Annotated in this window: 23 protein-coding genes; 11 read left to right on the forward strand and 12 right to left on the reverse strand. The window is 73.2% G+C overall.

The genetic code is table 11. The features are described 5' to 3' along the window. Positions 1-84: 84 nt before the first annotated feature. The gene (locus EDM22_RS03625; RefSeq protein WP_245989162.1) at positions 85-975 is read right to left on the reverse strand and encodes a tryptophan-rich sensory protein; all 891 of its coding nucleotides are present in this window, start codon (positions 973-975) and stop codon (positions 85-87) included. A gap of 224 nt (positions 976-1,199) precedes the next feature. On the opposite strand from EDM22_RS03625, the gene EDM22_RS03630 reads away from it, so the two are divergent. The 3 genes from EDM22_RS03630 (at position 1,200) to EDM22_RS03640 (ending at position 5,485) form a co-directional block, all read left to right on the forward strand. Further along, complete coding sequence (locus EDM22_RS03630) at positions 1,200-1,484, forward strand: DUF4242 domain-containing protein (protein WP_122935698.1); 285 nt, start codon at positions 1,200-1,202, stop codon at positions 1,482-1,484. Between the two features lie 113 nt (positions 1,485-1,597). Next, positions 1,598-4,165, forward strand: a complete 2,568-nt coding sequence (locus EDM22_RS03635; RefSeq protein WP_122935699.1) for an ATP-binding protein — start codon at positions 1,598-1,600, stop codon at positions 4,163-4,165. A gap of 96 nt (positions 4,166-4,261) precedes the next feature. Beyond that, positions 4,262-5,485, forward strand: a complete 1,224-nt coding sequence (locus EDM22_RS03640) for a low temperature requirement protein A (protein WP_212591880.1) — start codon at positions 4,262-4,264, stop codon at positions 5,483-5,485. Between the two features lie 47 nt (positions 5,486-5,532). Here the strand turns inward: EDM22_RS03640 and EDM22_RS03645 are convergent, their stop codons facing one another. Both EDM22_RS03645 and EDM22_RS03650 read right to left on the reverse strand, forming a co-directional pair. Continuing rightward, the gene (locus EDM22_RS03645; protein WP_170963995.1) at positions 5,533-6,735 is read right to left on the reverse strand and encodes a carboxylate-amine ligase; all 1,203 of its coding nucleotides are present in this window, start codon (positions 6,733-6,735) and stop codon (positions 5,533-5,535) included. Positions 6,736-6,873: 138 nt separating this feature from the next. Continuing rightward, positions 6,874-9,933, reverse strand: coding sequence for an aminotransferase class III-fold pyridoxal phosphate-dependent enzyme (locus EDM22_RS03650; RefSeq protein WP_122935701.1), 3,060 nt, complete (start codon positions 9,931-9,933; stop codon positions 6,874-6,876). Between the two features lie 173 nt (positions 9,934-10,106). On the opposite strand from EDM22_RS03650, the gene EDM22_RS03655 reads away from it, so the two are divergent. Beyond that, entirely contained in the window at positions 10,107-10,328 is a 222-nt protein-coding gene (locus EDM22_RS03655; RefSeq protein WP_122935702.1) for a hypothetical protein, read from the forward strand. Between the two features lie 30 nt (positions 10,329-10,358). Here the strand turns inward: EDM22_RS03655 and EDM22_RS19290 are convergent, their stop codons facing one another. From EDM22_RS19290 to msrB, 4 genes are all read right to left on the reverse strand, one after another. Then, positions 10,359-10,610, reverse strand: a complete 252-nt coding sequence (locus tag EDM22_RS19290) for a hypothetical protein (RefSeq protein WP_138708015.1) — start codon at positions 10,608-10,610, stop codon at positions 10,359-10,361. A gap of 836 nt (positions 10,611-11,446) precedes the next feature. Continuing rightward, on the reverse strand, positions 11,447-12,505 hold the full coding sequence (locus tag EDM22_RS03665) for an FUSC family protein (protein ID WP_122935704.1): 1,059 nt from the start codon (positions 12,503-12,505) through the stop codon (positions 11,447-11,449). 72 nt (positions 12,506-12,577) lie between these two features. Beyond that, complete coding sequence (gene msrA / locus EDM22_RS03670; RefSeq protein WP_122935705.1) at positions 12,578-13,129, reverse strand: peptide-methionine (S)-S-oxide reductase MsrA; 552 nt, start codon at positions 13,127-13,129, stop codon at positions 12,578-12,580. Next, positions 13,126-13,644, reverse strand: a complete 519-nt coding sequence (gene msrB / locus EDM22_RS03675; RefSeq protein ID WP_122935706.1) for a peptide-methionine (R)-S-oxide reductase MsrB — start codon at positions 13,642-13,644, stop codon at positions 13,126-13,128. Before msrB ends, msrA begins: the two co-directional genes overlap by 4 nt. A 182-nt stretch (positions 13,645-13,826) precedes the next feature. Here msrB and EDM22_RS03680 point away from each other — a divergent pair, with 182 nt between their 5' ends. Further along, entirely contained in the window at positions 13,827-14,783 is a 957-nt protein-coding gene (locus EDM22_RS03680) for a 5'-3' exonuclease (protein WP_122935707.1), read from the forward strand. 228 nt (positions 14,784-15,011) lie between these two features. On the opposite strand, the gene EDM22_RS03685 is transcribed toward EDM22_RS03680, so the two are convergent. From EDM22_RS03685 to EDM22_RS03695, 3 genes are all read right to left on the reverse strand, one after another. After that, the gene (locus EDM22_RS03685) at positions 15,012-15,599 is read right to left on the reverse strand and encodes a hypothetical protein (protein ID WP_122935708.1); all 588 of its coding nucleotides are present in this window, start codon (positions 15,597-15,599) and stop codon (positions 15,012-15,014) included. A gap of 239 nt (positions 15,600-15,838) precedes the next feature. Continuing rightward, positions 15,839-16,417 (reverse strand): hypothetical protein, encoded by a 579-nt coding sequence (locus EDM22_RS03690; protein ID WP_138708017.1) that lies wholly within the window; start codon positions 16,415-16,417, stop codon positions 15,839-15,841. A gap of 64 nt (positions 16,418-16,481) precedes the next feature. Continuing rightward, complete coding sequence (locus EDM22_RS03695; RefSeq protein ID WP_212591881.1) at positions 16,482-17,306, reverse strand: class I SAM-dependent methyltransferase; 825 nt, start codon at positions 17,304-17,306, stop codon at positions 16,482-16,484. 42 nt (positions 17,307-17,348) lie between these two features. On the opposite strand from EDM22_RS03695, the gene EDM22_RS03700 reads away from it, so the two are divergent. Beyond that, complete coding sequence (locus EDM22_RS03700; protein WP_122935710.1) at positions 17,349-17,846, forward strand: nucleoside deaminase; 498 nt, start codon at positions 17,349-17,351, stop codon at positions 17,844-17,846. A gap of 27 nt (positions 17,847-17,873) precedes the next feature. Here EDM22_RS03700 and EDM22_RS03705 read toward each other — a convergent pair whose 3' ends face one another. Continuing rightward, positions 17,874-18,263, reverse strand: coding sequence for a hypothetical protein (locus tag EDM22_RS03705; protein WP_138708018.1), 390 nt, complete (start codon positions 18,261-18,263; stop codon positions 17,874-17,876). A gap of 136 nt (positions 18,264-18,399) precedes the next feature. Here EDM22_RS03705 and EDM22_RS03710 point away from each other — a divergent pair, with 136 nt between their 5' ends. Both EDM22_RS03710 and EDM22_RS03715 read left to right on the forward strand, forming a co-directional pair. Continuing rightward, positions 18,400-19,665 (forward strand): serine hydrolase domain-containing protein, encoded by a 1,266-nt coding sequence (locus EDM22_RS03710; protein WP_170963996.1) that lies wholly within the window; start codon positions 18,400-18,402, stop codon positions 19,663-19,665. A gap of 115 nt (positions 19,666-19,780) precedes the next feature. After that, positions 19,781-20,569, forward strand: a complete 789-nt coding sequence (locus EDM22_RS03715; protein ID WP_122935713.1) for a transglutaminase-like domain-containing protein — start codon at positions 19,781-19,783, stop codon at positions 20,567-20,569. 10 nt (positions 20,570-20,579) lie between these two features. Here the strand turns inward: EDM22_RS03715 and EDM22_RS03720 are convergent, their stop codons facing one another. Further along, positions 20,580-21,773, reverse strand: a complete 1,194-nt coding sequence (locus tag EDM22_RS03720; protein WP_170963997.1) for an FAD-dependent monooxygenase — start codon at positions 21,771-21,773, stop codon at positions 20,580-20,582. Between the two features lie 106 nt (positions 21,774-21,879). Between EDM22_RS03720 and EDM22_RS03725 the strand changes: the two genes are divergently transcribed. From EDM22_RS03725 to EDM22_RS03735, 3 genes are all read left to right on the forward strand, one after another. Continuing rightward, entirely contained in the window at positions 21,880-22,470 is a 591-nt protein-coding gene (locus EDM22_RS03725) for a TetR/AcrR family transcriptional regulator (protein WP_122935715.1), read from the forward strand. A 190-nt stretch (positions 22,471-22,660) separates the two neighbouring features. Continuing rightward, on the forward strand, positions 22,661-23,038 hold the full coding sequence (locus tag EDM22_RS03730; protein WP_122935783.1) for a YciI family protein: 378 nt from the start codon (positions 22,661-22,663) through the stop codon (positions 23,036-23,038). Continuing rightward, positions 23,020-24,303 (forward strand): RNA polymerase sigma factor, encoded by a 1,284-nt coding sequence (locus EDM22_RS03735; protein ID WP_122935716.1) that lies wholly within the window; start codon positions 23,020-23,022, stop codon positions 24,301-24,303. Before EDM22_RS03730 ends, EDM22_RS03735 begins: the two co-directional genes overlap by 19 nt. The last annotated feature ends 13 nt before the right edge of the window (positions 24,304-24,316 follow it).

The raw sequence follows: 24,316 nt of genomic DNA on the forward strand, positions 1-24,316 counted from the left end.
GGAGTGAAGTGACGAGGGGACCGGGCGAACCCGAAACGCCCGGTCCCACTCTCGCTGCGCCCCCCAGCGCAGCGCCCCCCGCGCTCAGGCGGGGGTGGTCTCCCCCTCGGATGCCTCGTCGCGGGCCGCGCGGCCCGCACCTCCGGCGCGCATGTCGGCCACCCGCGCGCCCACGGTCACGATGACCACGGCCACGGCTCCGATGATCGCGGCGACCCCGGTGACGACCGAGGCCGGCTCGTCCGTGAGCCGAGCGATCGCGACCCACGCGAGGCCCCAGCACAGCGAGAGCATCGGCGCGATGCGGCCGTGGCCCCACACCGCGAGCGCCACGCCCACGGCGCTCGCGACGGCGATCACGACGACGGCCCACGTCTCGGCGGGGATCCCCCAGCCGTCGAAGCCGGCGGCCACGAGCACGGCCGTCGCGTTCGCCGCCGTCGCGACGCAGACCCAGCCGAGGTAGAGCCCGACGGAGCCGTCGGTGATGACGCCGTCGACGGCGCCGCGCGGCGGCATCCGCCGGGTCATCACGAAGATCCAGGCGAGCACCGCGAGCAGCGCGACGATGACGACGAGGCTGAGCGCGAGCTGGTCGAGCTGCACGACGAAGATCCACACGGCGTTGAGCACGAGCGACGCGGCGATCGGGTACCCCATGCGACGGTGCCGCTCCTCGGCGCGCTGCCGGGGCAGCAGCTGCCAGATCGCGTAGGCGAACATGCCCGTGTAGATGACGCTCCAGATGGCGAATGCGCCACGGCCGGGCGCGATGAGCGTGGAGTCGGCGTCGAGGTAGCCGCCCGCGGCATCCTGGATCGGCGTGCCGCCGGCCGCACCCGACCCGAGGAACGCGGCCACGATCGCGAGCACCGACGTGACGAGCACGACGACCTGTCGCACCGTGTCGGCCGCGGTGCCCGTTCGGCGCTCGGACCGGGCCATTCCGCTGTCGGCGCCCGCGGTGCTCGTCATGGCGTACCTGCCCCACCTCGTCGGCCGCCCGCGTCGCTCGCACGGCGGTCATCGACAGCCTAGGCACGCGGATGCCGCTGCGGCCTCCACCATTCGGTTGATTCGCGTTTCCGGCTCACCGCAACATGGGGCGTCGCGCCCGATGTCGGGGGCATGCCTCCGGGCGGATCCTGAGTGTCACCGGAGGCGGACGCCGCCGGCGACACGAGAACAGGAGCACTGACATGAAGCGGTTCATCATCGAACGCGAGATCCCCGGGGCGAGCGAGCTCACCGAGGCGCAGCTCGCGGAGATCGCCGTGACCTCGAACGCGGCCGTCGCCTCGCTCGGGGTGCCGTACCACTGGGTCACCAGCTACGTCGCGGGCGACAAGATCTACTGCGTGCACGAGGCGGAGGATGCGGACACCATCATCGAGCACGCGCGACGCGGGGGGTTCCCGGCCGACCTCGTCGCCGAGGTGGCCTACGAGTTCGGCCCGCACACCGCGGAGCTCGTGCTGCAGTGACCTCGACACCCGTCATCGAGGCGGGAAGGCGCAGCGCCTTCCCGCCTCGGCGGCGTGCCCCGACCCTGGCGGCGACCTTCCACGGCCCGCCGGAACCGTCGTATCCTGCGGAGGTGGAACTCCTGGAACGGGAGCCGCAACTCGAGCAGTTGCGCGAGGCCATCCTCCGCAGTCGTCGTGCCGGCGGCATCGTCACGATCAGCGGCGAGTCGGGGGCGGGCAAGTCCGCGCTGCTCCGGGCGGCGACCGCGCTGGAGCCGACCGTCAGGGTCGCCCGCGGCCTCTGCGACCCGCTCGAGACGCCGAGGCCGCTCGGCCCGATCCGCGAGGTCATCACGGACCTCTCCGCCGGCCGCAGCATGCACCTCGACCTCGGCGGCGCCACGACCCCCGCCGAGCTCGCCGCCACGCTGATGCAGGCGATCGCCGCGGAGCCGACGATCGTGGTGATCGAGGACGCGCAGTGGATCGACGAGGCATCCGTCGACGTGCTCCGCTTCCTCGTGCGCCGCATCGAGTCCGCGCCGATCCTCCTGATCGTGACCTACCGCCCCGGCGAGATCGGGGCCGGCCACTCGGTGCGGCCCCTGCTCGGCGACATCGCCCGACAGGAGGGCGCCGTCGCCGTCGCGGTCCCCTCGCTCACGATCCGCGCCATCCGGGCGCTCGTGAGCGAGACCGGACTCGATGCCGCATCGGTGCTCGCGCGCACCGGCGGCAATCCGTTCTACGTGACCGAGATCGTACGCCACCCGGGGGAGGGCCTGCCCGCGTCGGTGCGCGATGCGGTGCTCGCGAGCACGAACGCCGTCGCCGAGGACGACCTCGAGGTGCTGCGGCTCATCGCCACGGCGCCCGACGCCGTGGACGATCGGCTCCTTCCGCTGCTCGACATCGACGTGCCGCGGCTCCGACGGCTCGAGGCGACCGGCCTGCTGATGCGCTCCCGGCGCGGCGTCGGGTACCGCCACGAGCTCGCCCGCCTCGCGGTCGAGGACGCGATCCCGCTCGCCGCGTCGGCGCCCCTGCACGCGCGCATGCTCGACGCCCTCGAACGCTCGGGCTCTGGCGACCTCGCCCTGCTGACCCACCACGCCCGCGCCGCCGGGGACGACCGGCGCACCGCACGGTACGCGGATGCCGCGGCCGCCGACGCGAGCCGCACGGGCGCGCACACCGAGGCGGTGGCGTTCCTGCGCCTCGCGATCGAGCACTTCATCGGCGAGCCGGCCGAGCGCGCCGACCTGCTCGAGCGGCTCAGCTACGAGGAGTACATGGTCAGCCACCTGTCCGACGCCATCGAGGCGATCTCCGACGCGCGGCGCGTGTGGAGCGCCGTCGGCGACCGGCGTCGGCTCGCTGCGGCGCACGCGCGGCAGGCGCTCATCGAGTACTACGGCGCGGATCGACGTCAGGCCGAACGGCACGTCGGTCTCGCGATCGAGGAGGTCGACTCACCGGGCTACGCCGCGGCGTGGGCGACGCGGATGTATCTGCAACTCCGCCGCAGCGACGTCGACGCGGTGAAGGCGAGCGCCCGGGTGGCGAGCGACGTGGCCCGCGAGCGGCACGATGACGACGTGCGGCTGCGATCGGAGATCTTCGGCGCGGCCGCGGACGTGCTCGGAGGATCAGCCACCGCCCGGGAGCAGTTGCTCGACTGGGCGGACGAGGCCCGGGTGCTCGGCTTCGACGAGGCCGCTTCCACCGGGTACTCGAATCTCGTGGCGATCGATGTCGACCACCGGCGGTTCCGCGAGGCCGGAGAGCTCCTGTCCCGTTCGCTGCCGTTCACCGTCGACCGCGACATCCCGCTGTGCAGCCAGTGGCAGACCGGCGTGCGGGGGCGGCTGCACCTGCTGCGCGGCAGGTGGGCGGCCGCGCTCGAGGACGCCGGCTCGGTGCTCGAGGTGGAGGCCGCGCCCCTGGCCCTGCTGTGGCCCAACCTCGTGGCGGCCCTCGTCCTCCTGCGACGCGGAGCGTCACGCGAGCTCGCCGAGCGGCACCTCGACCGGGCCTGGGAGCTCGCAGGTCGACTCGACGAGCCGTTGGCGCGACTGCCCGTGCTCGCGGCGATCGCGGAGCGGGCGTGGCTGCTCGACGTGGACGACGACCGCCTCGACGGCGCCGACGCCGCGATCGCCGGACTGCACGACGGGAACGGCGGCGAGTGGGCGGCGGGCGACCTCGCGGTCTGGCTGGCGCGCCTCGGCCGGCCCGTCGCGGCCCCGCGTGTGGCCGAACCGTTCGCCCTCGAGCTCGCCGGTCGCGTCGACGACGCCGCGGCGCGCTGGCGGGCGCTCGGCTCCCCGTTCGAGGCCGCGCTCGCAGCGCTCGGGTCCGCTGACGAGGCCGTCGCGGGCGGCGCCGTCGACGAGCTCGACGCGATGGGCGCGATCGCCACCGCCGACCGTGCGCGGGGCGCGCTGCGTGCACGCGGCCTCGCCCGGGTGCCCGTGCGGCCGCGCACCAGCACCCGCGGCAACCCCTCCGGGCTCACGAATCGGCAGCTCGACGTGGCCCGCCTCGTCGCGCAGGGGCTCACGAACGCCGAGCTCGCGCAGCGGCTCTACATCTCGCCGAAGACCGCCGGGCACCACGTCTCCGCGATCCTCGCCAAGCTCGGGTTCGCGACACGGCGGGAGCTGATCCGGCGGGCCGGTGAGATGGGGCTGGCCTGAGCCGGAACGCGTCCGCGACGGCCTCGAGGTCCATGCTCCTTGCCTCCCGGCCCCCGCGCCGCGAGGATCGGGGCATCCGACGTGAGGAGCCCGACCATGAGCGCAGGCACGACGGCGACCGGCTGGCGCCGGCGGATGGGCCGGCTGTTCCAGGGGCCGCGACCGCACGGCGCCGTCGATCCCGACCGCGTGGTGGGGCCGCTCGAGCTGTTCTACGACCTCGTGGTGGTCGTGCTGGTCGCCCAGGCGGGACACCACCTCGCCGAGCACCTCACATGGGAGGGCGTCGGCGACTTCGCCGCGGTCTTCGCCGTCATCTGGATCGCGTGGCTGAACGGCACGATGATGCACGACCTGCACGGCCGCGACGACGTCGGGAGCCGCAACCGGGTGTTCGCGCAGATGCTCGTGCTCACCGTCATGGCGACCCAGGTCGCCGACGCCCCCGGCGAGACCGGCACGGGATTCGCGCTGTCGGCCGCCGCGCTCTTCGCCCTCATGTCGGTGCTGTGGTGGTGGGTGGCCCGGCAGGACGACCCGAGCTGGCGGCCGGTGACGCGTCCCTACATCGTCGGCACGGCGGCGTTCGCGATCCTCCTGGCCGCCACCGCCCTGCTCGACGACGCCCAGCGCGTGCTCGCCTGGGGCGTCATGTCGGCGGCCTACCTCGCGCTCGCCGTGATCGTGTCGGGGGTGACCGCGTCGGGTCGCAGCAACCCGCTCACCGTCACCGAGTCCCTCGCGGAGCGCAGCGGGCTGCTCGTCATCATCGTGCTGGGCGAGGTGTTCCTCGGCGTCGTCGAGGGTCTCACCTCCGTGGAGTTCGGCGGGCTCCAGCTCGCCACGGCGCTGGCGGCCCTGGCCGTGGGGTTCGGCATGTGGTGGACCTACTTCGACCTCGTCGGACATCGGCTCCCGGCCGCCAGACCCGGGGCCGCGGTGAGCTGGCTCGCACTGCACCTGCCGCTCACCGCTGCGGCGGCTGCCGCCGGCGCGTCGATGGTCGTGCTCGTCGAGGGGGCCGGCGAGGGGCGAGCGGATGCCGGTGCAGCCTGGGTCCTCTCGGGCGGCGCCGCCGTGCTGCTGCTCTCCCTCATCGGGTGCACGCTCCAGCGCGAGCCGGGCGCCGACGTGCCCGGCTGGCCCGAGCGGATCGCCTGCCTGGTCGCAGCGGCCCTGGCGGTGGGCCTCGGGGCCGCCCGGCCGTCGGGCGTCGTGCTGTGCCTCGGGCTCGTCGCCATCCTCATGATCCCGTGGCTCGTCGGCGTGGTCCGGGGCACGGTGATGCCCGACGACGCCTCCTCCGCGGCGGCCGGGTGAGTCCGAGCCGCGCTGTCGAGTCGCGCGCGGTCGCGGTCCGGGCGGGGTCAGGCCGGCGTCGAGGCCGAAGCCGCTGCGCTGGGAGGCCCGTCGATCGCGGTCGGCTCGCTCCGGCGCACGTACGGCGGCGAGGCGATCGTGGCGGCGTAGAGCCGGCGGAGGCCCGCGATGCCGTTCTTCTGCCACGCGGCGCGCTGACGCGCGGCGCCCGTGCCGTCGCGGAGCAGCCGCTCGACCAGGTCGTGCACGAACTCGCGATCGCCCGTGCTCGCGAGCTGCTCCTCGACGTGGTCGAGGAGGCGACGCACGACGTCGGCCGCGGGCGCGAGCGTTCCGGTCGCCGGGTCGAACGCGTCGGTGCCGAGCCCCGTGTGCGCCGAGTGCACGATCGCGGCCGAGAGCAGTTCGGGCGGCAGGTCGACGGCGAGGCTCGCGGTGACCGCGTCGCGCGGCGCGTCGGCGGTGCCGCCCGCGTCGACGTCCTCGACCGCCCGCATCACGAGCGCGCGGCACAGGGCGGCGATGAGCAGGGTGTCGTCGGAGGTCAGTTGCGCGTCGGCCATGCGGAACTCGATCGTTGGCAGGTGCTCCGAGAGGCGCACGTTCCACGAGATGAGCGCGAGGTCGGCGGTGCCGCCGATGCCGAGCAGCTGGCGGAGCCGGCGGTCGTAGTCCGCGGCATCCGTGAACCGCGGCGGGCAGCCCGACGTGGTCCACCGTCGCAACTGGATCGTGCGCCAGCTCGCGTACCCCGTGTCGTACCCGCGCCAAAGAGGGGAGTTGCCGCTCATCGCCGTGAGGAGCGGCAGCCACGGCCGCACGGCGTTGAGCGCGGCGACGCCGTGCTCGCGACTCGGGATGCCGACGTGGATGTGCAGGCCGCTCATCTGGTGGTCGGCGATGATGCCGGCCATGTCGCGCACCACCCGGTGGTAGCGCTCGTTGTCGGTGATCGACGGGAAGGCGTGCGCGTCGGGCGGCGTGCCGACGCTCGCGGCCGACACGCCGTACCGGCCGGCGTCGGCGGCCACCTCGCGACGGAACGCGTGGAGTTCGGCCGCGGCATCCGTCATGTCGGTGAAGACCCGCGAGGCGTGCTCGATCTGCGAGGCGAGGAACTCGCGCATCGTCACGTCCTGCCAGCGGGGATCGACGGCGAGCCGCCGGTACACGTGCTCTGCGACATCCGCGGGCTGCATCGTATCGGGGTCGAGGAAGAAGAACTCCTCCTCGATTCCGAAGGTGGTCAACGTCGGCTCCCTCCGCACTCGCGCGTGTGGCCGCTCGCCCCCCGACGTGCCCGCGCCGCGTGTGCTCATCGCACTCTGCGCCGCCGGGGGTGCCGTGTCAAGGGCTTTCGACCCGCAGCGAATCGTGTTCGCAGGCGACTACCAGCCTTCGTCGAGCACCCGGTCGAGCAGGGCGACGAAGTGGTCGGCCGAGCTGCGATCCAGGCACAGCGGCGGCTTCACCTTGAGCACGTTCTGGTGGTCGCCGGTCGGTTGCATGATGACTCCGAGCTCGAGCAGCCGGTCGCAGATCGCAGCGGTCTCCTCGGTCGCGGGCTCGAGTGTCGCCCTGTCCCGCACGAATTCGACGCCGAGGTAGAGGCCCAGGCCGTGCACGGCTCCGATGAGCGGATGCCGCGTGGCGAGCGCCTCGAGCGCCGCCTTCAGGTGCGCGCCGATCTCGAGCGCGTTGCGCTGCAGACCCTCGTCGTGGAACGCGTCGAGCACGGCCATGCCGGCGACGCTCGAGGCGGGGCTGCCGCCCGTGGACGAGAAGAAGTAGCCCTGCGTGCGGAACCGGGCCGCGATCTCGCGCGTCGTGATGACGGCGCCGAGCGGGTAGCCGTTGCCGGCGGCCTTCGCGACGGCGATGACGTCGGGCACGACGCCCTGCTGCTCGAATCCCCAGAACCACTGCCCGAGGCGGCCGTAGCCGGCCTGCACCTCGTCGGCGATCGCGAGTCCGCCCGTCTCGCGCACCGCCGCGTAGACCTCGGCGAGGTAGCCGTCGGGTAGCGGGATGCCGCCGGCGTTGCCGTAGAACGTCTCGGCGATGAACGCGGCGGGCGCGGTGCCGTCCGCGGCGAGGGCGCGGATGCGGTCGGCGGCCTCGGGCGCGTAGCGCGCGGCATCCGCCCCCCGGTGCACGCCGCGGAACGGATTCGGCGCGTCGAGCGCGTGCACCCAGTCGGGACGCGTCGCGAGGGCGTTCGGGTTGTCGGCGGTGGAGGTGCTCACGGCGTCGGACGCGTAGGTCCAGCCGTGGTAGGCCTCGAGGAGGGCCACGACGTCGCGGCGGCCGGTCGCGGCGAGGGCGACGCGGATCGCGAGGTCGGTCGCCTCGGAGCCCGAGTTCACGAGGAACACGGTGTCGAGCGGATCGGGCGCGAGGGCCGCGAGGCGCTCGGAGAACTCGACGACGGCGCCGTAGTTGAAGCGCGAGTTGGTGTTGAGGGTGCGCAGCTGCTTCGCGACGGCGGCCGCGAGCTTCGGGTGGCCGTGGCCGAGCGGCGTCACGTTGTTGACCATGTCGAGGTAGACGCGCCCGTCGGTGCCGACGAGGTGCTCGCGCCAGCCGCGCTCGATGCGCGGCGGGGCGTCGTAGTAGTGCTCCTGCACCTCGGCGAACGCGCGGTCGCGCCGGGCGACGAGCGCCGCGGCGTCGCTCCCCCCGCTGGTCGAGTAGCCGCGCAGCGGCGTATCGAGACCCGGGTCGCCTCCGTCGGTCGAGTAGCCGCGCAGCGGCGTATCGAGACCCGGGTCGCCTCCGTCGGTCGAGTAGCCGCGCAGCGGCGTATCGAGACCCCCCTCCCCGAGCCCCATCGCCGCCCCTGGATCCTCCGTGAGCCCGAGCCACCCCGGTGCGACCTCGGGGCGCACGAGGTGCGGGACGCGGGGCCCGTGCGCCGCCTCGAGGCGCACCCGCGTCCTCGTGCGCGCCGGCACCGTCCCGTCGAGGATGGTCGCGCCATCCGCCCCCTCGACCACGAGGCGTGCGTCGCCCGTGGCCGCGAGGTGCTGCGATTCGGCGAACCACACGTCGATCCCGGTCGGCACGGTCGCGGATGACGTCGTCGAACGGATGCGGCTCTCGCTGAGCCGGGGTGTGCCGCGCTCGAGCCACGCCGCCGACGCGCCCGCGTCGAGCGCGGCGAGAGCGAGCCGCTGCTCGAGTTCGGGATCGAGCCAAGCGCCGGCGTCGACCTCGTCGGAGGTGATCGAGACGTCGAGGCGCGCGGCGCGGGCGGGGTCGAAGCCGGGGGTGGTCTCGATACGCGTCGCCGCCCCTGTGCGGGTCGAGGAGCGCCCGGCGGAGCCGGCCGCGTCTCGAGACCCCGCTCCCGCGGCCTCCACGGCCCCGGCTGCGGGGACGCCGAGCGCCGCCGCGATCACGCCCGTCATGACCTCGCTCGGCACCGACACCGCCTGTTCGAAGATGCGCCATTCGCGGGCGATGCCGTCGGCGGCGTAGGCGTTGTCGCCGCCGTCGATCTGCACCTGGTGCTCGCCGCTCACGACGAGCACGGCCCCCCGCAGCACGACGAGCGGCCAGAGCGCGGCGACCTCGGCGGACGAGAGCGGGCGCAGCGCGTGGAACGCCCGCACGGCGGGCAGCACTGAAACGGGCTCGGCGCCCGCGTGGTGCAGGATCGACGAGATCGTGATCGCGAGCTCCGACACCGCCCAGCTCGCGGTGACGTCGCCGAAGTCGATCATGCCGTCGGGCAGGCGGATGCCGCGGTCCGTCGTGCAGACGACGTTGTCGTCGGTGAGGTCGAGGTGCACGGCCTGCACGGGGAGGTCGGCGGCGAGGGCCTGCACCGTCGCCCAGGCGCGAGTCGCGGCATCCGTCACCTGCGTGCGCTTCGCCGGATCGGGGTGGTGCGGGGCGAGGAGCTCGACGACGCGATCGGCGTGGCGCAGGTCCCACTGCAGGATGCGATCGAGCCCGGGGTGCTCGAGGCCGGCGAGGGCGAGGCTCGCGTGCGCGGCGAGCTCGCCCATGCGCGCGAGGACCCGGGGAGAGAGGTACGTGTCGCCGTGCAGCGTGCCGCCGGGCAGGTACTCGAGCAGGCGGATCGCGAGTGCGCCCTCGCTCGTGTCGGCGACCACGGATCGCGCACCGCCGTCGTGCGCGATGCTCGTGGTGGCGATGCGGAAGCCGGGCGAGGCCGTGGCGATGCGTGCGGACGCCTCGTCCTGCGCGGCGAGTTCGGCGGCGGTGAACGCGGGGTTCGTGATCTTCACAACGCCGAGCGGTTCGCCGCCGGCGCTCGGTCGGGCGAGGAAGTTCTGGTCCTGCTGGCTGCCGAGCGGTTCGAGTGCGACGTCGAGGCCCCAGTGGTCGCGCACGATCGCCGCGACCTCGTCGGCCGGCAAGCTCGGCGCCGGCAGTTCGCCGGCGGAGAAGAAGTCGAAGCCGTTCGTGCCTCGTCGCATGCGCGTGCCCCTTTCCGATTCGACGATAACGACCCGCTGCCGGATGCCGCCTCTCCGCCGTGTCGAGCGGCACCGCGCCGCTTCGCCGCCACGGCGCCGCGGCAGGCGGATCTCAGGGGCGACGCGCGCGCCGGTTCCCACGGATGTCGGTGGACCGACGTACCGTGACTGCCATGACGAACCACCTGCAGCCCACGCTCGAGCCCCACGTGCTCGACGAGCCGTGCCTCCGCTGCGGCTCCACCTCGGTGCGAGCGATCGTCTACGGCCCGCTCGACATCGAGGTCGAGGCGACGGATGCCGCGGCCGCCCGCTTCCTCGACGACGCCCCGATCTTCGACTGCCGCGACTGCGGCTTCGAGTGGGGCGAGGCGGTCCGCGACCTCCTCAGCTGAGGTCCCGGGGTTCCTGTCCGGGGCGCACGCTCAGGTTCCACCGACCTGGACGAAATAGGCGTCGATGCCGACCTCGGCGAGCGCCACGGCACCGAGATGGGCGAACACCTGCCACCCCGCCGCCGGGTCGTCGAGTTCGACGCCGATGACCGTGTGCTCGGGCAGGTACCCGTGCGCTGCCGAATCGACGATGCGCGGCCGGCGCGCGCCGACCTCGGCGATCGCCCGCTCGAGGGCTTCGCGCCCTGCCTCGAGTCGTTCGGCCGGCGACATCCGTGCCATGACCATCGGCGTCTCGCGAGCCGCGCCGATACGGCCGCGCGCCCGAGCGGGACCTGCGGTGTGTGGGGCCGTCGCACCGCTCCCGGGGTCGCGAGTCGCAACCGGTTCGAGACCTCGGTGCCGAGCGCCTGCGAGCGCGAGCCGGTCGGCGGCACGGTCGAGCCCGTCGTCGAGCGCGACCTCCCGCAACGATGCGAGCGCCCGAACCGCGTCTCGCACGACATCCTTCCGCGTTCGCCCCGTGAGGTGCGCCAGGTCGCCGATCAATCGGTACGTGTCGGCATCGACTCTGACCGCGTGCGGTTCCGCCACAACAGCTCCTCGCTCTCCATCCGGGTTCCGTCACCCGTGCTCGCACCGACGCCGTTTCGCGCCAGAGCCCTGTGCTCGCCAACCTGGCTCGCCGGCCTGGTGCTCGCCACCCCTGCGCTCGCGAGGCCCTGTGCTCGCCAGCCCAGCGCTCGCTAGCCCTGTGCTGCCAGGCCCGGTGCTGCCAGGCCCGGTGCTTGCCAGCCCGGTGCTTGCCAGAGCCCGCGCGCCTGAACCGCTCGTGCTCGCTCCGCTCTGCTCACTGCAACGCGTGCTGGCGGACTCACTGTTGCGCCCTCCAGAACCTGTTGAAAAGTACACAAGTTCACAAGTCCACCGGTTTCTCATCGGCACACACTCACACCGCCGTGATGCACGCGGCGGTGTGGAGGAGGGGTGCGCAAGGAGGAACGACGCGGTTCGGCGCTGCGGCGCACGTCATCTCCGGAATCGCCGGACACCCGACGATCGGCGCGGCGGCGGTTCGTGATCCGCGCGGCAGCGGCCGGTGATCCGCGCGGCACCGGCTAGTCCGGGCCCGGGGTGCCCGCGCCGGGCTCCGCCTCGAGGAGCTCCTCGCGGATGCGGCGGAGGTCCTCCATGAGGGAGCCGACGAGGATCCAGTGGCCGGACTTCGGCGGCGAGACCACGAGTGGCGACGTCAGCGCGGGGATGGCGGAGGTGGGCGGCTCCGGTACGACGTCGGCCAGGTGCACGGCGAGGCGCACGTCGTGCGCGACGCGGCGCAGCTGGTCTGCGATCGCCTGCACGGTGGGTTCCTCGGCGAGCCCGGTGTCGTAGTGGTCGCTGACGGCGCGGGTCATGCCGATGACCTGCGTCACGATGGGGCCCAGGCGCTCGAGCAGCCGACGTTGCTCGGCGATCTCGCCGCGGTGGGCCGACCGGCGGGGGTTGAGCGTGAGCGATTCCTCGGCGTCGGTGATCGCGGCATCCGCGGCGTCGCGCATCGGGCGCAGCAGTCGCGCCTCGATCATGAGCCGCTCGATGTCGGCGGGGCGCTGCGGGTGCTCGAGTGCCCTGGCGAGGCGGTCGACGGATGCCGCGAGCTCGCCGCCCAGGAGCGCCAGGTCGCGCCGCGCCGGCTCCACGAGCACGGGCGGCACGATGATCGCGTTGACGACGATGCCGATCGCGGCGCCGATGAGCGTCTCGAACACGCGGTCGAACGCGTACTCGGGGGCAGTGCCGCCGAGGGCGAGCACGAGCATCGCACTGATCGCAACCTGGTTCGACGTGGCCGTGGTCATGCGGAGCGCCCACGCGATGAGGATCGCGATGACGATCGCGGCGAGCACCACCCAGCCGCTCTGCCCGAACACGAGCCCGAGCACCGACGCGATCACGACGCCCGCGATGACGCCGACGCTGCGCTCGATCGCCTTGCCGAGCGACTGGTTCACGCTCGGCTGCACCACGAGGAGCGCCGCGATCGCCGCGAACACCGGGAGCGGCCCCGGGATCAACCACCCGGCGACGAGCCAGGCGGCCACCGTCGCCACCGCGGACTTCAGCACCTGCAGCAGCGGGGCCCGCTTGGTGGCCCGGAACCGCTCGGAGAACCGCATCCCCCAACGCTAGCGGGCGCACGCCGAACGCCCCGGCGATCGGGGATCACCGGGGCGCTCGCAGCAAGCCGACTAGGCGGAGGCGGCCTCCGCGGTGTCGCGCTTCGGCAGCTTCCAGTCGGGGCGCGCGAAGTGGCAGGTGTAGCCCCACGGGATGCGCTCCAGGTAGTCCTGGTGCTCGGGCTCGGCCTCCCAGAAGGCGCCCGCCGGGGCGACCTCGGTCACGACCGGTCCCGGCCAGATGCCGGAGGCGTCCACGTCGGCGATGGTGTCGATCGCGGTGTCGTACTGCTCGGGCGTGGTCGGGTAGATCGCCGAGCGGTAGCTCGTGCCGATGTCGTTGCCCTGCCGGTTCTTCGTGGTGGGGTCGTGGATCTGGAAGAAGAACTCGAGCAGGTCGCGGTAGCTGGTCTTCGTCGGGTCGAACACGATCTCGATGGCCTCGGCGTGGCTGCCGTGGTTGCGGTACGTCGCGTTCGGCACGTCGCCGCCCGAGTACCCGACGCGCGTCGAGACGACGCCGGGGCGCTTGCGGATGAGGTCCTGCATGCCCCAGAAACAGCCGCCTGCGAGCACTGCGGTCTCGGTGCCGGGGGTCGTGGTGATGGCGCCGGGGGTGGTCATGATGCGTCCTTCGTGTCGGTGCTGGAGGTGGCGGTGGCGGTTGCGGTCTCGGCGGATGCTGCGGCATCCGCCTGGGTGAACAGTGCGCGGTAGGCGCCGTATCCCTCGCGCTCGAGGTCGTCGAGGTGGATGAATCGCAGCGCGGCGGAGTTGATGCAGTAGCGCAGGCCGCCGGCGTCCGCGGGCCCGTCGTCGAAGACGTGCCCGAGGTGGCTGTCGGCGCCAGCCGAACGCACCTCGACGCGCTTCATCCAGAGCGACCGATCGACCTTCTCGGTGACGACGCTCTCGTCGATGGGCTTCGTGAAGCTCGGCCAGCCCGAGCGGCTGTCGTACTTGTCGGTCGACGAGAAGAGCGGCTGTCCGGAGACGACGTCGACGTAGATGCCGGGCTCGTGGTTGTTCCAGAACTCGTTGCGGAACGCGGGCTCGGTGGCGTCGTCCTGCGTGACCTTGCGCTGCAGGGGGGTGAGGCGGTCGAGTGCCTCGGGAGTCTTGCGGTAGTCGGGTGACACGGTTCCTCCTTCTGGCGACGCTGGCTGCGGCGCCTGCACGCCGGAACCCCTCGGCGGGGTCGTGGGCGTCACCAGAGAGAACCGGTGGGAGGCGGACGCTGTTCCGCAGAATGCGCCCCGGGACTGTGGGTTTCCTGTGTGCGTGCTGTGGGTGGCTGGGAGCGGCGTGCGAGGATCGCGGTATGGCCGACCGACTGATGCTGCTCGATACCGCGTCGCTGTACTTCCGGGCGTTCTACGGGGTGCCCGACTCGATCAGGCGGGCCGACGGCACGCCGGTGAACGCGGTGCGGGGCCTGCTCGACATGATCGCGCGGCTCGTGACCGACTTCGAGCCGACGCACGTCGTGGCGTGCTGGGACGACGACTGGCGCCCGCATTGGCGGGTCGACCTCATTCCGAGCTACAAGGCGCACCGGGTGGCGACGCTCGTGCCCGCCGGGCCCGACGTCGAGGAGACGCCCGACGGGCTGGTGGCGCAGGTGCCGCTCATCCGCGAGGTGCTGGGGTTGTGCGGCATCCCGATCGTGGGGGTCGCCGCGCACGAGGCCGACGACGTGATCGGCACGCTCGCGACGCAGGCCGGCATGCCCGTCGACGTGGTCACGGGCGACCGCGACCTCTTCCAGCTCGTCGACGACGACGCCGGGGTGCGAATCATCTACACCGCGCGCGGCATGAGCCGCCTCGAGCTCGTGACCGACGAGGTGGTCGTCGAGAAGTACGGGATCGAGCCCTCGCAGTACTCGGACTTCGCCGTGCTGCGGGGCGATTCGTCCGACGGACTGCCGGGTGTCGCGGGCATCGGCGAGAAGACCGCGGCGGGCCTGCTCGGCGATTTCGGCTCGCTCGACGCGATGCTCGTGGTCGCCTCGGGCGACCCCGACGTGACGGATGCCGCGCCGCGGATGTCGGCGACCATGCGCGCCAAGCTCACGGCCGCCCACGACTACCTCGCGGTGGCGCCGACCGTCGTGAACGTCGTGCGCGACCTCGACCTGCCCGACGCCGACGCGCTCGGCGCGCGCCTCGCACCCGTCGCGGGTGCCGCGCGCGAATCGCTCGAACGTCTCGCCACCGAGTGGAACCTAGGCGGCGCGGTGCCGCGCGTGCTCGCGGCGCTCGACCGCGCGGCCTGACGCGCCGGCGCCGGCGACGCGCGTCGGCCACGCGTCGGCCGCGCGTACGCCGAGAGTCGGCCGAGAGTCCGCAGCGCGGGCCTGCCACATGTCGTGGGCGGTCACCCACATGTCGTGGGTGGTCACCGCGCTCGAGGACTTCCTCCTCCCACGATCGCGGTAGCCGAGTAGCCCCCACTACCGCGATCGCGAAACGGAACGTGCTCCCGCTCGCGGGCGCGGCGACCGTCAGCAGCCGGGTCCGTCGGGACGCGCGTTGCAGTCGCCGGCGACGAGCACCGTGTCGAACTCGCCCACGAGCACGGGCTGCGGCGGAGCGTCGACGGCGAGCGTGCCGTCGATCCAGCGCCACGCTGATCCGTCGAACCGGTATTCGGCGACGTAGATCACCGCGAGCGCGACGGTGTAGCGCCCGGATGCCGCGTACCGGTGGCTCGTGGACGTGTCGGAGAACTCGGCGCGGCCGAGCGCCTCCCAGGTGGCCCCGGGCTCCGACGCCTCCACGACGGACCCGTCGGAGTGACTCCACCGGTACCCGACGGGGTGGAACCGCACCTCCGCCGAGCGACCGAGCAGCGTGCCCGGCACCGTCTGCACGGATGCCGCGGCCACGAAGTTCGCCGGAAGCCCGATGACCGCCCACCCGCTCGGCTCCATGCCGTTGCCCGGCGTCGCGGGCCGGAACGACGCGATGTCCCGCATCGTCACCGCCGGCTCCCCGGCGGGCGGCGGAGCGGGTTCCGCGCCCGTGAACGTGCAGGGCACCGGGTTGAGCGGGCCGCACATGTCGACGGGTGGCGGCGCCGGGGCGCTCACTGAAGCATCGATTGTCTCTGCAGAAAAAGAGTCGCCGTCGGCGGAGGGTGGGCCGAGAGTCGAACTGTCGGAGGCGACCTGTTCGAACTCTCCCTCGAGGGTTATCGCATCACTATTGACGATGCCATTGACTGTGCAGATGCCGGCTTGGACCTGCTCGGTGCTGCAGGACGGGGGCGCGGCCGCGGCCGCAGATGACACAACTGGGCCGCACACTAACAGGAGGGTCGCTCCTGCGATCAGCAGAAGTTGTCGCCCGACCACAGCTGGCTCCCGGAAACCAACACGGAACCCGGCCCGCCCTCAAACGAGAGCAGCACGGGCACCCTCGAATCGCGATCCGCTGGTGTGACGTCCACCCCAGCGGAGTTGATTAGGCGCGTGCCCGAGACGTCCACGCACGCATACATGGATATCCGCGGAGGCTGCTCGGACTCTGCGTATTCGGCCAGCGAGACAGTATCGAACGTGGTTCTGCCCGTGGACCGAAGCCCTGACGACACGAAAGCGGCAAGTTCATCGATGCGTTGGGCGCCGTATTCAGGCGTCGTGTAGGCGAGGATTCTTTCCGTTCCCCCACCGTCGCTAATGATGGCATCGTTCATTGCGAGGTACGCCTCATGAGCCGCGACCGCCGCCGCGAGCGCTTCCTCGTCCGAGGCGAAGATCGGCTCGGCCGAGGCGGATGGGTCCGCAGACGGAGCGGGCGAGACCGTCGGCGCGGGCGACGTGCACGCGGCCAGCGCGACGACGAGCGCGCCGGCAGCGCCGGCCGCGAGCGCAGCGCGGCGGCGGCGGACGACGGGAGTGCTGGGCATGCCGACCACCGTAGGGGATTCGGCCGACGCCGATTCCGCGCCGTCCACAGCCCGAGCGGCCGCGCTACGCGGCACCGCCGACGGTGCGCGCCACCGCCTTCCACGCGCGCAGCGTCAGCGTGATCGTGCCGTCCGCCGCGACGGGCAGGGCCCCGCGCAGTTGCTCGCGCAGCTGCGAGCGCCGAGCGTCGTCCAGCGACATCGCGTACGACGGGCCCGGGCCCTGGCCGCCGAGGAACGGCGTCCAGTAGTCGTCGAAGTCGGCGAAGACGGCGGCCACCTCGATGGGCTCCACGACGACCGACGTCGCGGCGACCCCGGGTGCACCGGTCAGCAGGGCACGCAGGAACGCCGGCGTCCAGTGCCCGAACTTCGCGTCCTCGTGCAGCGGTGCGACGGCGGGATCGAGCGCGACCGCGGCGTCCCAGAACAGTTCCAGCAGGGGCATGCCCCCGGTGAAGTCCCATTGGTAGATCGCGACGAGTCCGCCGGGCGCGAGGACGCGCGTCATCTCGGCGACCGCGCGCTCGGGGGAGTCCACGAAGTTGAGCACGAGGCCCGACACCACGGCATCGACCGACGCGTCGGGCAGCGGCAGCGCCGCGGCATCCGCTCGCTCGAATCGCACCGTGTCGCCGAGGTCGGCCAACCGGGCTCGGGCCACCTCGAGGAACCCCTCCGCGGGGTCCACCCCCACGAGCGACGCCGGCGCCCACCGCTCGAGCACCGCGCCCGAGAGGGCGCCCGTGCCGCAGCCGACGTCGAGCCAGCGCAGGCCCGGCGACGCGTCGAGGCCGTCGGCGAACCGCTCGGCGATGCGGCGACTCCAGCGGCCCATGAACCGCTCGTAGGCGTCGCCGTTCGCCCACACCGTGCCCGTCTGCGTCATCCACCCGTTCTACTCCGCAGCCCCGGCCGCCACAATGGAGCGATGCACAGCACGACGGATGCCACCACGGTCACCGATGCCGGCCTGCCCCACCTGCGGCGCTGCGTCGAACTCGCCCAGCAGGCGCGGGACCGCACCGACCACCCGTTCGGCTCCGTGCTCGTGACCGCCGACGGCCGGCGGGTCGAGGCCATGAACACCGTCGTCACGCAGGGCGACCCCACCGGCCACGCCGAGACCAACCTCGTGCGCGTCGCCGCGGCCGAGCTGCCCGCCGAGGTGCTCGCGACGAGCACCCTCTACACGAGCACCGAGCCGTGCGCGATGTGCGCCGGCGCCATCTACTGGGGCGGCATCGCGCGCGTCGTCTACGCCCTCTCGGAAGAGGGGCTCGCCGAGATCGTCTCGGCGCAGGAGGGCGTGCCCACCATGGACCTGCCGTGCCGGGAGGTCTTCGCGCGCGGCGGTCGGCCGGTCGCGGTCGCGGGCCCCGCCGACCTGCCCGAGGCGGTCGCGGTGCACGACGGCTTCTGGGTCTGACGGCGAGCGGATGCCGCAGGCACCCGCTCAGGCCGTGACGCCCGCCGGATCGGTAGGGGCGAGCCAGTGCGCGGGCGCCGGAAGCGCCACGCCGTTCGCGGCCGCGACGATCACCGCGAACGCGTAGAACATGATGAGGATCGCGAGGCCGCCGAGCACCATCGTGAGCGGCACCGTCCACGAGACCGGTACGCCCGCGCCGCGGTAGCGCGGCACGGCGAGGTACGCGACCCACATCGAGATCGCGCCGAAGCCCGTGATCCACACGGTGCGCAGCGCGTCGCCCTGCAGCGGCGCGGCGATCGCGAGCACGAGGGCGCCGACGGCGAGGAACAGCCCCGTCCACGCGAACATCCGCGCGAAGCCGATGCCGCCGGTGCCGTCGTCGGTCCACCAGGGCCGGGTCGGTTCGCTCATCCTGCGATGGTACGAGGGTTCGGGGCCGGCCGGGCGGATGCCGCGACGGCGCGCTGCGGCCCGGACGCGGGGTAGCGGCGATCCGCCCGGCGCCGCGAGGATGGGAGGTCCACGCCGCGCGAGAAACGAGCACCGCATGCCCGCACCGCACCGCCGCACGATCGCGGGAGTCGTCGCGGCCGCGGCATCCGTCGCCCTGCTCGCCGCCTGCACCGCCGGCACGGGCGACTCCGCCGGCACCGCCCCCGCGACGTCCACGCCCGCGAGCGGAGGGTCCGCGACGACGGATGACGCGGTCCAGTCGCTGCTCGACACGGCGGCCGCCGCGCAGTTCGACGCTCGGGCGCTCGGCTCGCTGGTCGCCGAGATCCGCGTCGACGGCGACGTCGTGGCGCAGACGGCGCTCGGCGAGGCGGTGCGGGGCGAGCCGATCACGCTCGACGGGCGGTTCCGCAACGGCGCCGTCGCGATCACGTACGTGAGCACCGTCATGCTGCGCCTCGCCGAGGAGGGCATCATCGACCTCGACCACCCGATCGAGGAGTGGGTGCCCGACCTGCTCGAGTCCGACCAGGTCACCCCGCGCATGCTCGCGAATATGACGGCCGGGTACCCCGACCACGTGAAGAACCAGGACTTCGTCGACGCCGTCGTGGCCGACCCGTTCCTCGTGTTCACGAACGACGACCTGCTCGAGTACAGCTTGGCGACGCCGCGCCGGTTCGCGCCGGGCGAGAACTGGGACTACTCGCACAGCGACTACGTGGTGCTCGGCCAGGTCCTGGAGGCGGCGTCGGGCAAGAGCCTCGAGGAGCTCATCGCCCAGTACGTGCTCGACCCGCTCGAGCTCGACGGCACGGTCGCCGACCAGACGCCCGCGATCCCCGCGCCCGTCGTGCACGCCTTCACCGCCGAGCGCGGCGTGTGGGAGGACTCGACCTACTGGAACCCGTCCTGGACCCTGCCCGAGGGCGCCGTGGAGACGAGCACGATCGGCGACGTCGCGTCGAGCTTCGACGCGATCGTCGGTCGCGGCGAACTGCTCGGCGCCGACTCGTACGAGGCCCTCATCGATCCGGCGCTCGTGGGCTTCGGCGAGCCGCTCGACGGATGCCCCGCCTGCCACACGATGACCGAGGAGTGGTCGTACGGGCTCGGCACGATGCTCGTGGGCGACTGGGTGAAGCAGACGCCCCTGTTCGGCGGCTACGCGTCGTCGGTGCTGACCCTTCCGGAGTCGCACGCCGAGGACGGCCGGGCGATCACGATCGCCGTCGCGGTGACCTACACGCAGGGCTCGTACGACGACTGGAGCGTGAGCCTCAAGAACTACGCCGACGAGCTCGCGCTCTCGCTCGGCGCCGAGCTCGCGCCGGGCACCCCGCCGCCCTCGGGTCGCTGAACCCGGACGCGACCCGACCGCGCGCAACCCCTTCCGCGGCCTCGCGGCGACCGCCAGACTGAGGGGGTGCCGCTCGGCACGTCTCCACTCGACGACGACGAACCGGGGTACCCCCATGCAGCGACACGTGTCCGCCGAGATCACCCTCTCCGTCGAGGACCCCGCGCGACTCGCGTTCATGGTCGCGGTCGCGGGCGAGACCTCGATCGAGCGCATCGAGCTCGCCTCGGGCGGGTCCGTGGTGCGGCCGGTCGAGCTGACGGATGCCGCGGGCAGCCGCATCCACGTCGTCGACGCGTCAGCGGGGCCGCTGTCGCTCTCGTACGCGGCCACCGTCGACGGACAGCGCCCGCCGGCGCCGGTCTCGGAGGTGGACCTGCTCGCCTACCTCCGGCCGAGCCGCTACTGCGAGGCCGACCGGCTCGCCCCGACCGCCCGCGCCGAGTTCGCGGGGCTCGAGGGTGCCGCGCTGCTCGACGCGGTGTCGTCGTGGGTCGGCACCGAGCTGAGCTACGTGCCGGGGTCGAGCCTGCCGACCGACGGGGCGGTGCGCACGCTGCTCGCGCGGCAGGGCGTGTGCCGCGACTACGCGCACCTCGTGATCGCGCTGCTGCGCGCGCTCGACGTGCCGGCGCGCCTCGCCGCGGTGTACGCGCCCGGCCTCGACCCGATGGACTTCCACGCGGTCGCGGAGGCGTACGTCGAGGGCGCCTGGCGGGTGGTGGATGCCACGGCGCTGGCGCCGCGCTCGACGCTGCTGCGCATCTCGACGGGGCGCGACGCCGCCGACACCGCGTTCCTGAGCTCCTACGGCGGCGCGGTGACGCTCGAGTCGATCGAGGTCTCCGCGGTCGTCGACGTGCTGCCGCGCGACGACGTGCGGGAGTTCGTGGAGCTGCGGTAGCGCCTGCGGTTCACACCGCGACGGGCTCGTACTCGGGCAGGGGCACGTCGTGCTGGCTGCTCATCGCCCGCTCGAAGAGGGTGAGCAGGGGGCGGCGCATCGACGCGCGCACGTACGACTGCAGCACGCGCCGCGCGAGGCGCGACTTCGGCGTGGCGAAGGAGCCCGAGCCCGGGGGCAGCTTGCGACCCGCCTCGATGTGCGGCGTCATCGCCGTCTCGTAGGCTGCGAGCGCCTCCCGCGGGTGGGCGTGGCGTGCGAGCTCGCTGCCGAGTACGTGCGCACCGATGAGGGCGAGCGCCGTGCCCTGGCCGCTGAGCGGCGAGGGGCAGTAGCCCGCGTCGCCGAGCAGGACCACGCGGCCTCGGGCGAGCTGCGGCACGTGCAGCTGCACGAGGTCGTCGAAGTAGAAGTCGGGCGAGGCGTCGAGCCCGGCGAGCACCTCGGGCAGGTACCACCCGGCGTCAGCGAAGGCCGCGCGCACCGCGCGCTGCTGCGCGGCGACGTCGCCACGATCGGGCGACGCATCCGTGCCGAACCAGGTGAGGATCGCGTGGGCGCTGCCCGACTCCTCGTGCGGGCGGATCATCGCCATGCGGCGGCCGGGCAGCACGTCCAGGAGCGACCACCCGTCGAGCGGCTCCGGCTCGGGCACCGTGAAGAACGACATGCGGCCGCCGAGCGGCCGAGCGAATTGCGCCTCCTCGCCCCACAGGAGCCGGCGCACCCGCGAGTGCACGCCGTCGGCTGCGACCACGAGGTCGAACCGCTCGGGGGCGGCACGGTCGAAGCGCACGTCGACACCGTCGTCGTCCTGCTCGAGCGCCACGATCGAATCGTCGAAGCGATGCTCGACGCGCCCCGCCGTGGCGTCGAAGAGCACCCGGGTCAGCTCGCCGCGCACGATCTCGAGGTCGGCGACCGGACCGTTGCCGCCGAACAGCTCCACGCCGATCACGGCGAGGGTCCGATTGTCGTCGTCGACGTAGCGCATGCCGCGCTGGGCGAGCTGCGCCTCCTCGATCCGGGAGAGCAGGCCCATGCGGGCCGCGGCCTCCCGCGAGGTGCCGCGCAGGTCGACGAGCTGGCCGCCCGAGCGCAGCGCCGGGGCGATCTCGACGACGACGACGTCGTGGCCGCCGTCGGCGAGCACATGGGCGAGCGCGAGACCGGCGATGCCGGCACCCGAGACCAGGACCTTCATGATTCCTCCTCGTCGGGCGGCCGGGCGGCCGCCACGAGAGCGATGGTACGGACGTATAAGACATTTGTCTAATACATTTGTCTGAATCGTCGGGTAGCCTTGTGCCATGGGCAATCGTGAGGACCTGCTGGAGAGCGCCCGCCGCTGCATCGTCGAGAAGGGCTACGCCCGCACCACGGCGCGCGACATCGCGGGCGGCGCGGGGGTCAGCCTCGCCGCGATCGGCTACCACTTCGGCAGCAAGGAGGCGCTCATGGCCGAGGCGCTCCTGGCCACCGGCATCCGCATCGGCGACGCGCTCGACGAGGCGCTGCGCGGGGCGCCGGCGGGCGACCTGCTCGGCCGCATCTGGGATCGTTCGCTCGAGGTGTTCGGCGACCAGCGGGCGCTGCTCGCCGCAAGCATGGAGAACCTCGCCCAGATCGACCGCATCCCCGCCGTGGCCGAACGGATGCGCGCGGCACAGCGCGGCGCGGTCGATGGCATCGCCGAGCTCCTCGCCGAGCCGCTGCCGCGAGCCACGGCCGAGGAACGACAGGCGCTCGCCGCCTACTACTTCGCGGTGATCAACGGGCTCGCGATCGTCTGGCTCATCGATCCGTCGATCGTGCCGACCGGCGACCGCCTCCGCCTGGCCGAGCTCGCCGGGGGCGCCAACGTCGCGGCAGCGGACGCCGGCGCCGCGGGTGCGAGCTGAGCGCAGACGCGAGTCTCAGGCGCGACTCGCGGGCGCAACGCCCGGGCCGCGGCATCCGCTCGTGTCGATCGAGGCGCGGCTCGCTCGTCATCACCGTGACGGCCGAGATCCGGCCGGCGAGATGAACGAAGTCGTGGAGCGATCGGGGTGCGCGAGTACCCTGTCGCGTGATCGGCTCGAGGAGGACACGATGCGGTACACGCTGTTGATGCACTATCCGGAGGCGACCGAGGAGCAGATCGGGGCCGAGGTGATCGAGGAGGCGCAGCGGGCGTTCGCGAGCTACGCGGCCACCCTCCAGTCCGCCGGTGCGCTCGTGGGCGCGGAGGTGCTGCAGCCGTCGGCGAGCTCGACGACCCTGCGGCTCGCGGACGGCGAGCTGCAGGTGCAGGACGGCCCGTTCGCCGACACGAAGGAGCAGCTCGGCGGCACGATCGTGCTCGACGTGCCCGATCTCGACGCGGCCATCGACTGGGCGCGCCAGGCGCCGCCGCTGCAGTGGGGCGCGATCGAGATCCGCCCGGGCTCGGTGTACACGGTCGACGGGGTATGGACGCCGAACACGTGAGCCCGCCCGACGCGTGGGCGGCCGCCGAGCGTGCCGCCCGCGCGTCCTACGGTCGGCTGGTCGCGCTGCTCGCGGCGCCGACCGGCGACCTGGCGCTCGCCGAAGACGCGCTGTCGGGCGCCTTCGAGCAGGCGCTCACGACGTGGGCGGATGCCGGTGTACCCGCCAATCCCGAGGGGTGGTTATTGACCGTGGCCCGCAATCGGCAGCGCGACGTGTGGAAGTCGCCGGCGCATCGCGCCACGAGGCCGCTCGACGCCGGCGGTGATGACCACACCGCAGCCGACGCGGTCGACCGCCGGCTCGGGGCGGTCGCCTCGATCGACCCGATCGCCGACGTGGATCCGTTCGCGATCCCCGACAAGCGGCTCGAGCTGCTGTTCGTGTGCGCCCACCCCGCGATCGACCCGGCGGTGCGCACGCCGCTCATGCTGCAGGTCGTGCTCGGGTTCGAGGCGTCGCAGGTCGCAGCCGCGTTCGCGGTGCCGCCCGCCGCGATGGCGCAGCGGCTCGTGCGCGCGAAGCGCCGCATCCGCGACACCCGCATCCCCTTCGCGGTGCCCGACCGGCGCGCGATGGCGGAACGTCTCCCGCCCGTGCTCGAGGCGGTCTACGGATGCCACGCCATCGCGTGGCGCGAGGGAGCCGGGTCGCTCGCGGGCGAGGCCCAGTACCTCGCGGTGACGCTCGCGGCGCTCCTCGAGCGCGAACCCGAGGCATGGGGTCTCGCGGCGCTCGTGACGCTGTCGCTCGCGCGGCAGCCCGCGATCAGGGCCCGTAACGACCGCCCGCCCTTCGTCCCCCTCGACGAGCAGGATCCCGCGACGTGGGACGCGGCGCTCATCGCCGAGGGCGAGGAGTACCTCCGCCGTGCGTCGGAGCACGCCGGCCCGCCCGGCCGGTTCCAGCTGGAGGCGGCGATCCAGGCGGTGCACTGCGACCGCAGGCGCTCGGGCGCGACGGACTGGCGGGCCCTGCGCACGCTCTACCTCGCGCTCGACGGGATCGCCCCGAGCCTCGGGGCGAGGGTCGCGCTCGCCGCGGTGACGGGCCGGATCGACGGCCCCGACGCCGGCCTCGCCGCGCTGCCACCGGAGCCCGCCGATGGCTTCCAGCCGTGGTGGGCGACGCGCGCCGACCTCCTCGACCGCGCCGGCCGCTCGGGCGAAGCCGCCGAGGCGTACGCGCGGGCGGCCGACCTCGCCGACGACGTGGCCGTGCGCGATCACCTGCTCGCCCGCCGCCGTCGCCTCGAGGGCGGGTGACGCAGCCGAGACC

Origin of the sequence: Agromyces tardus (assembly GCF_003710805.1) — a bacterium.
Taxonomy (GTDB): Bacteria; Actinomycetota; Actinomycetes; order Actinomycetales; family Microbacteriaceae; genus Agromyces; species Agromyces tardus.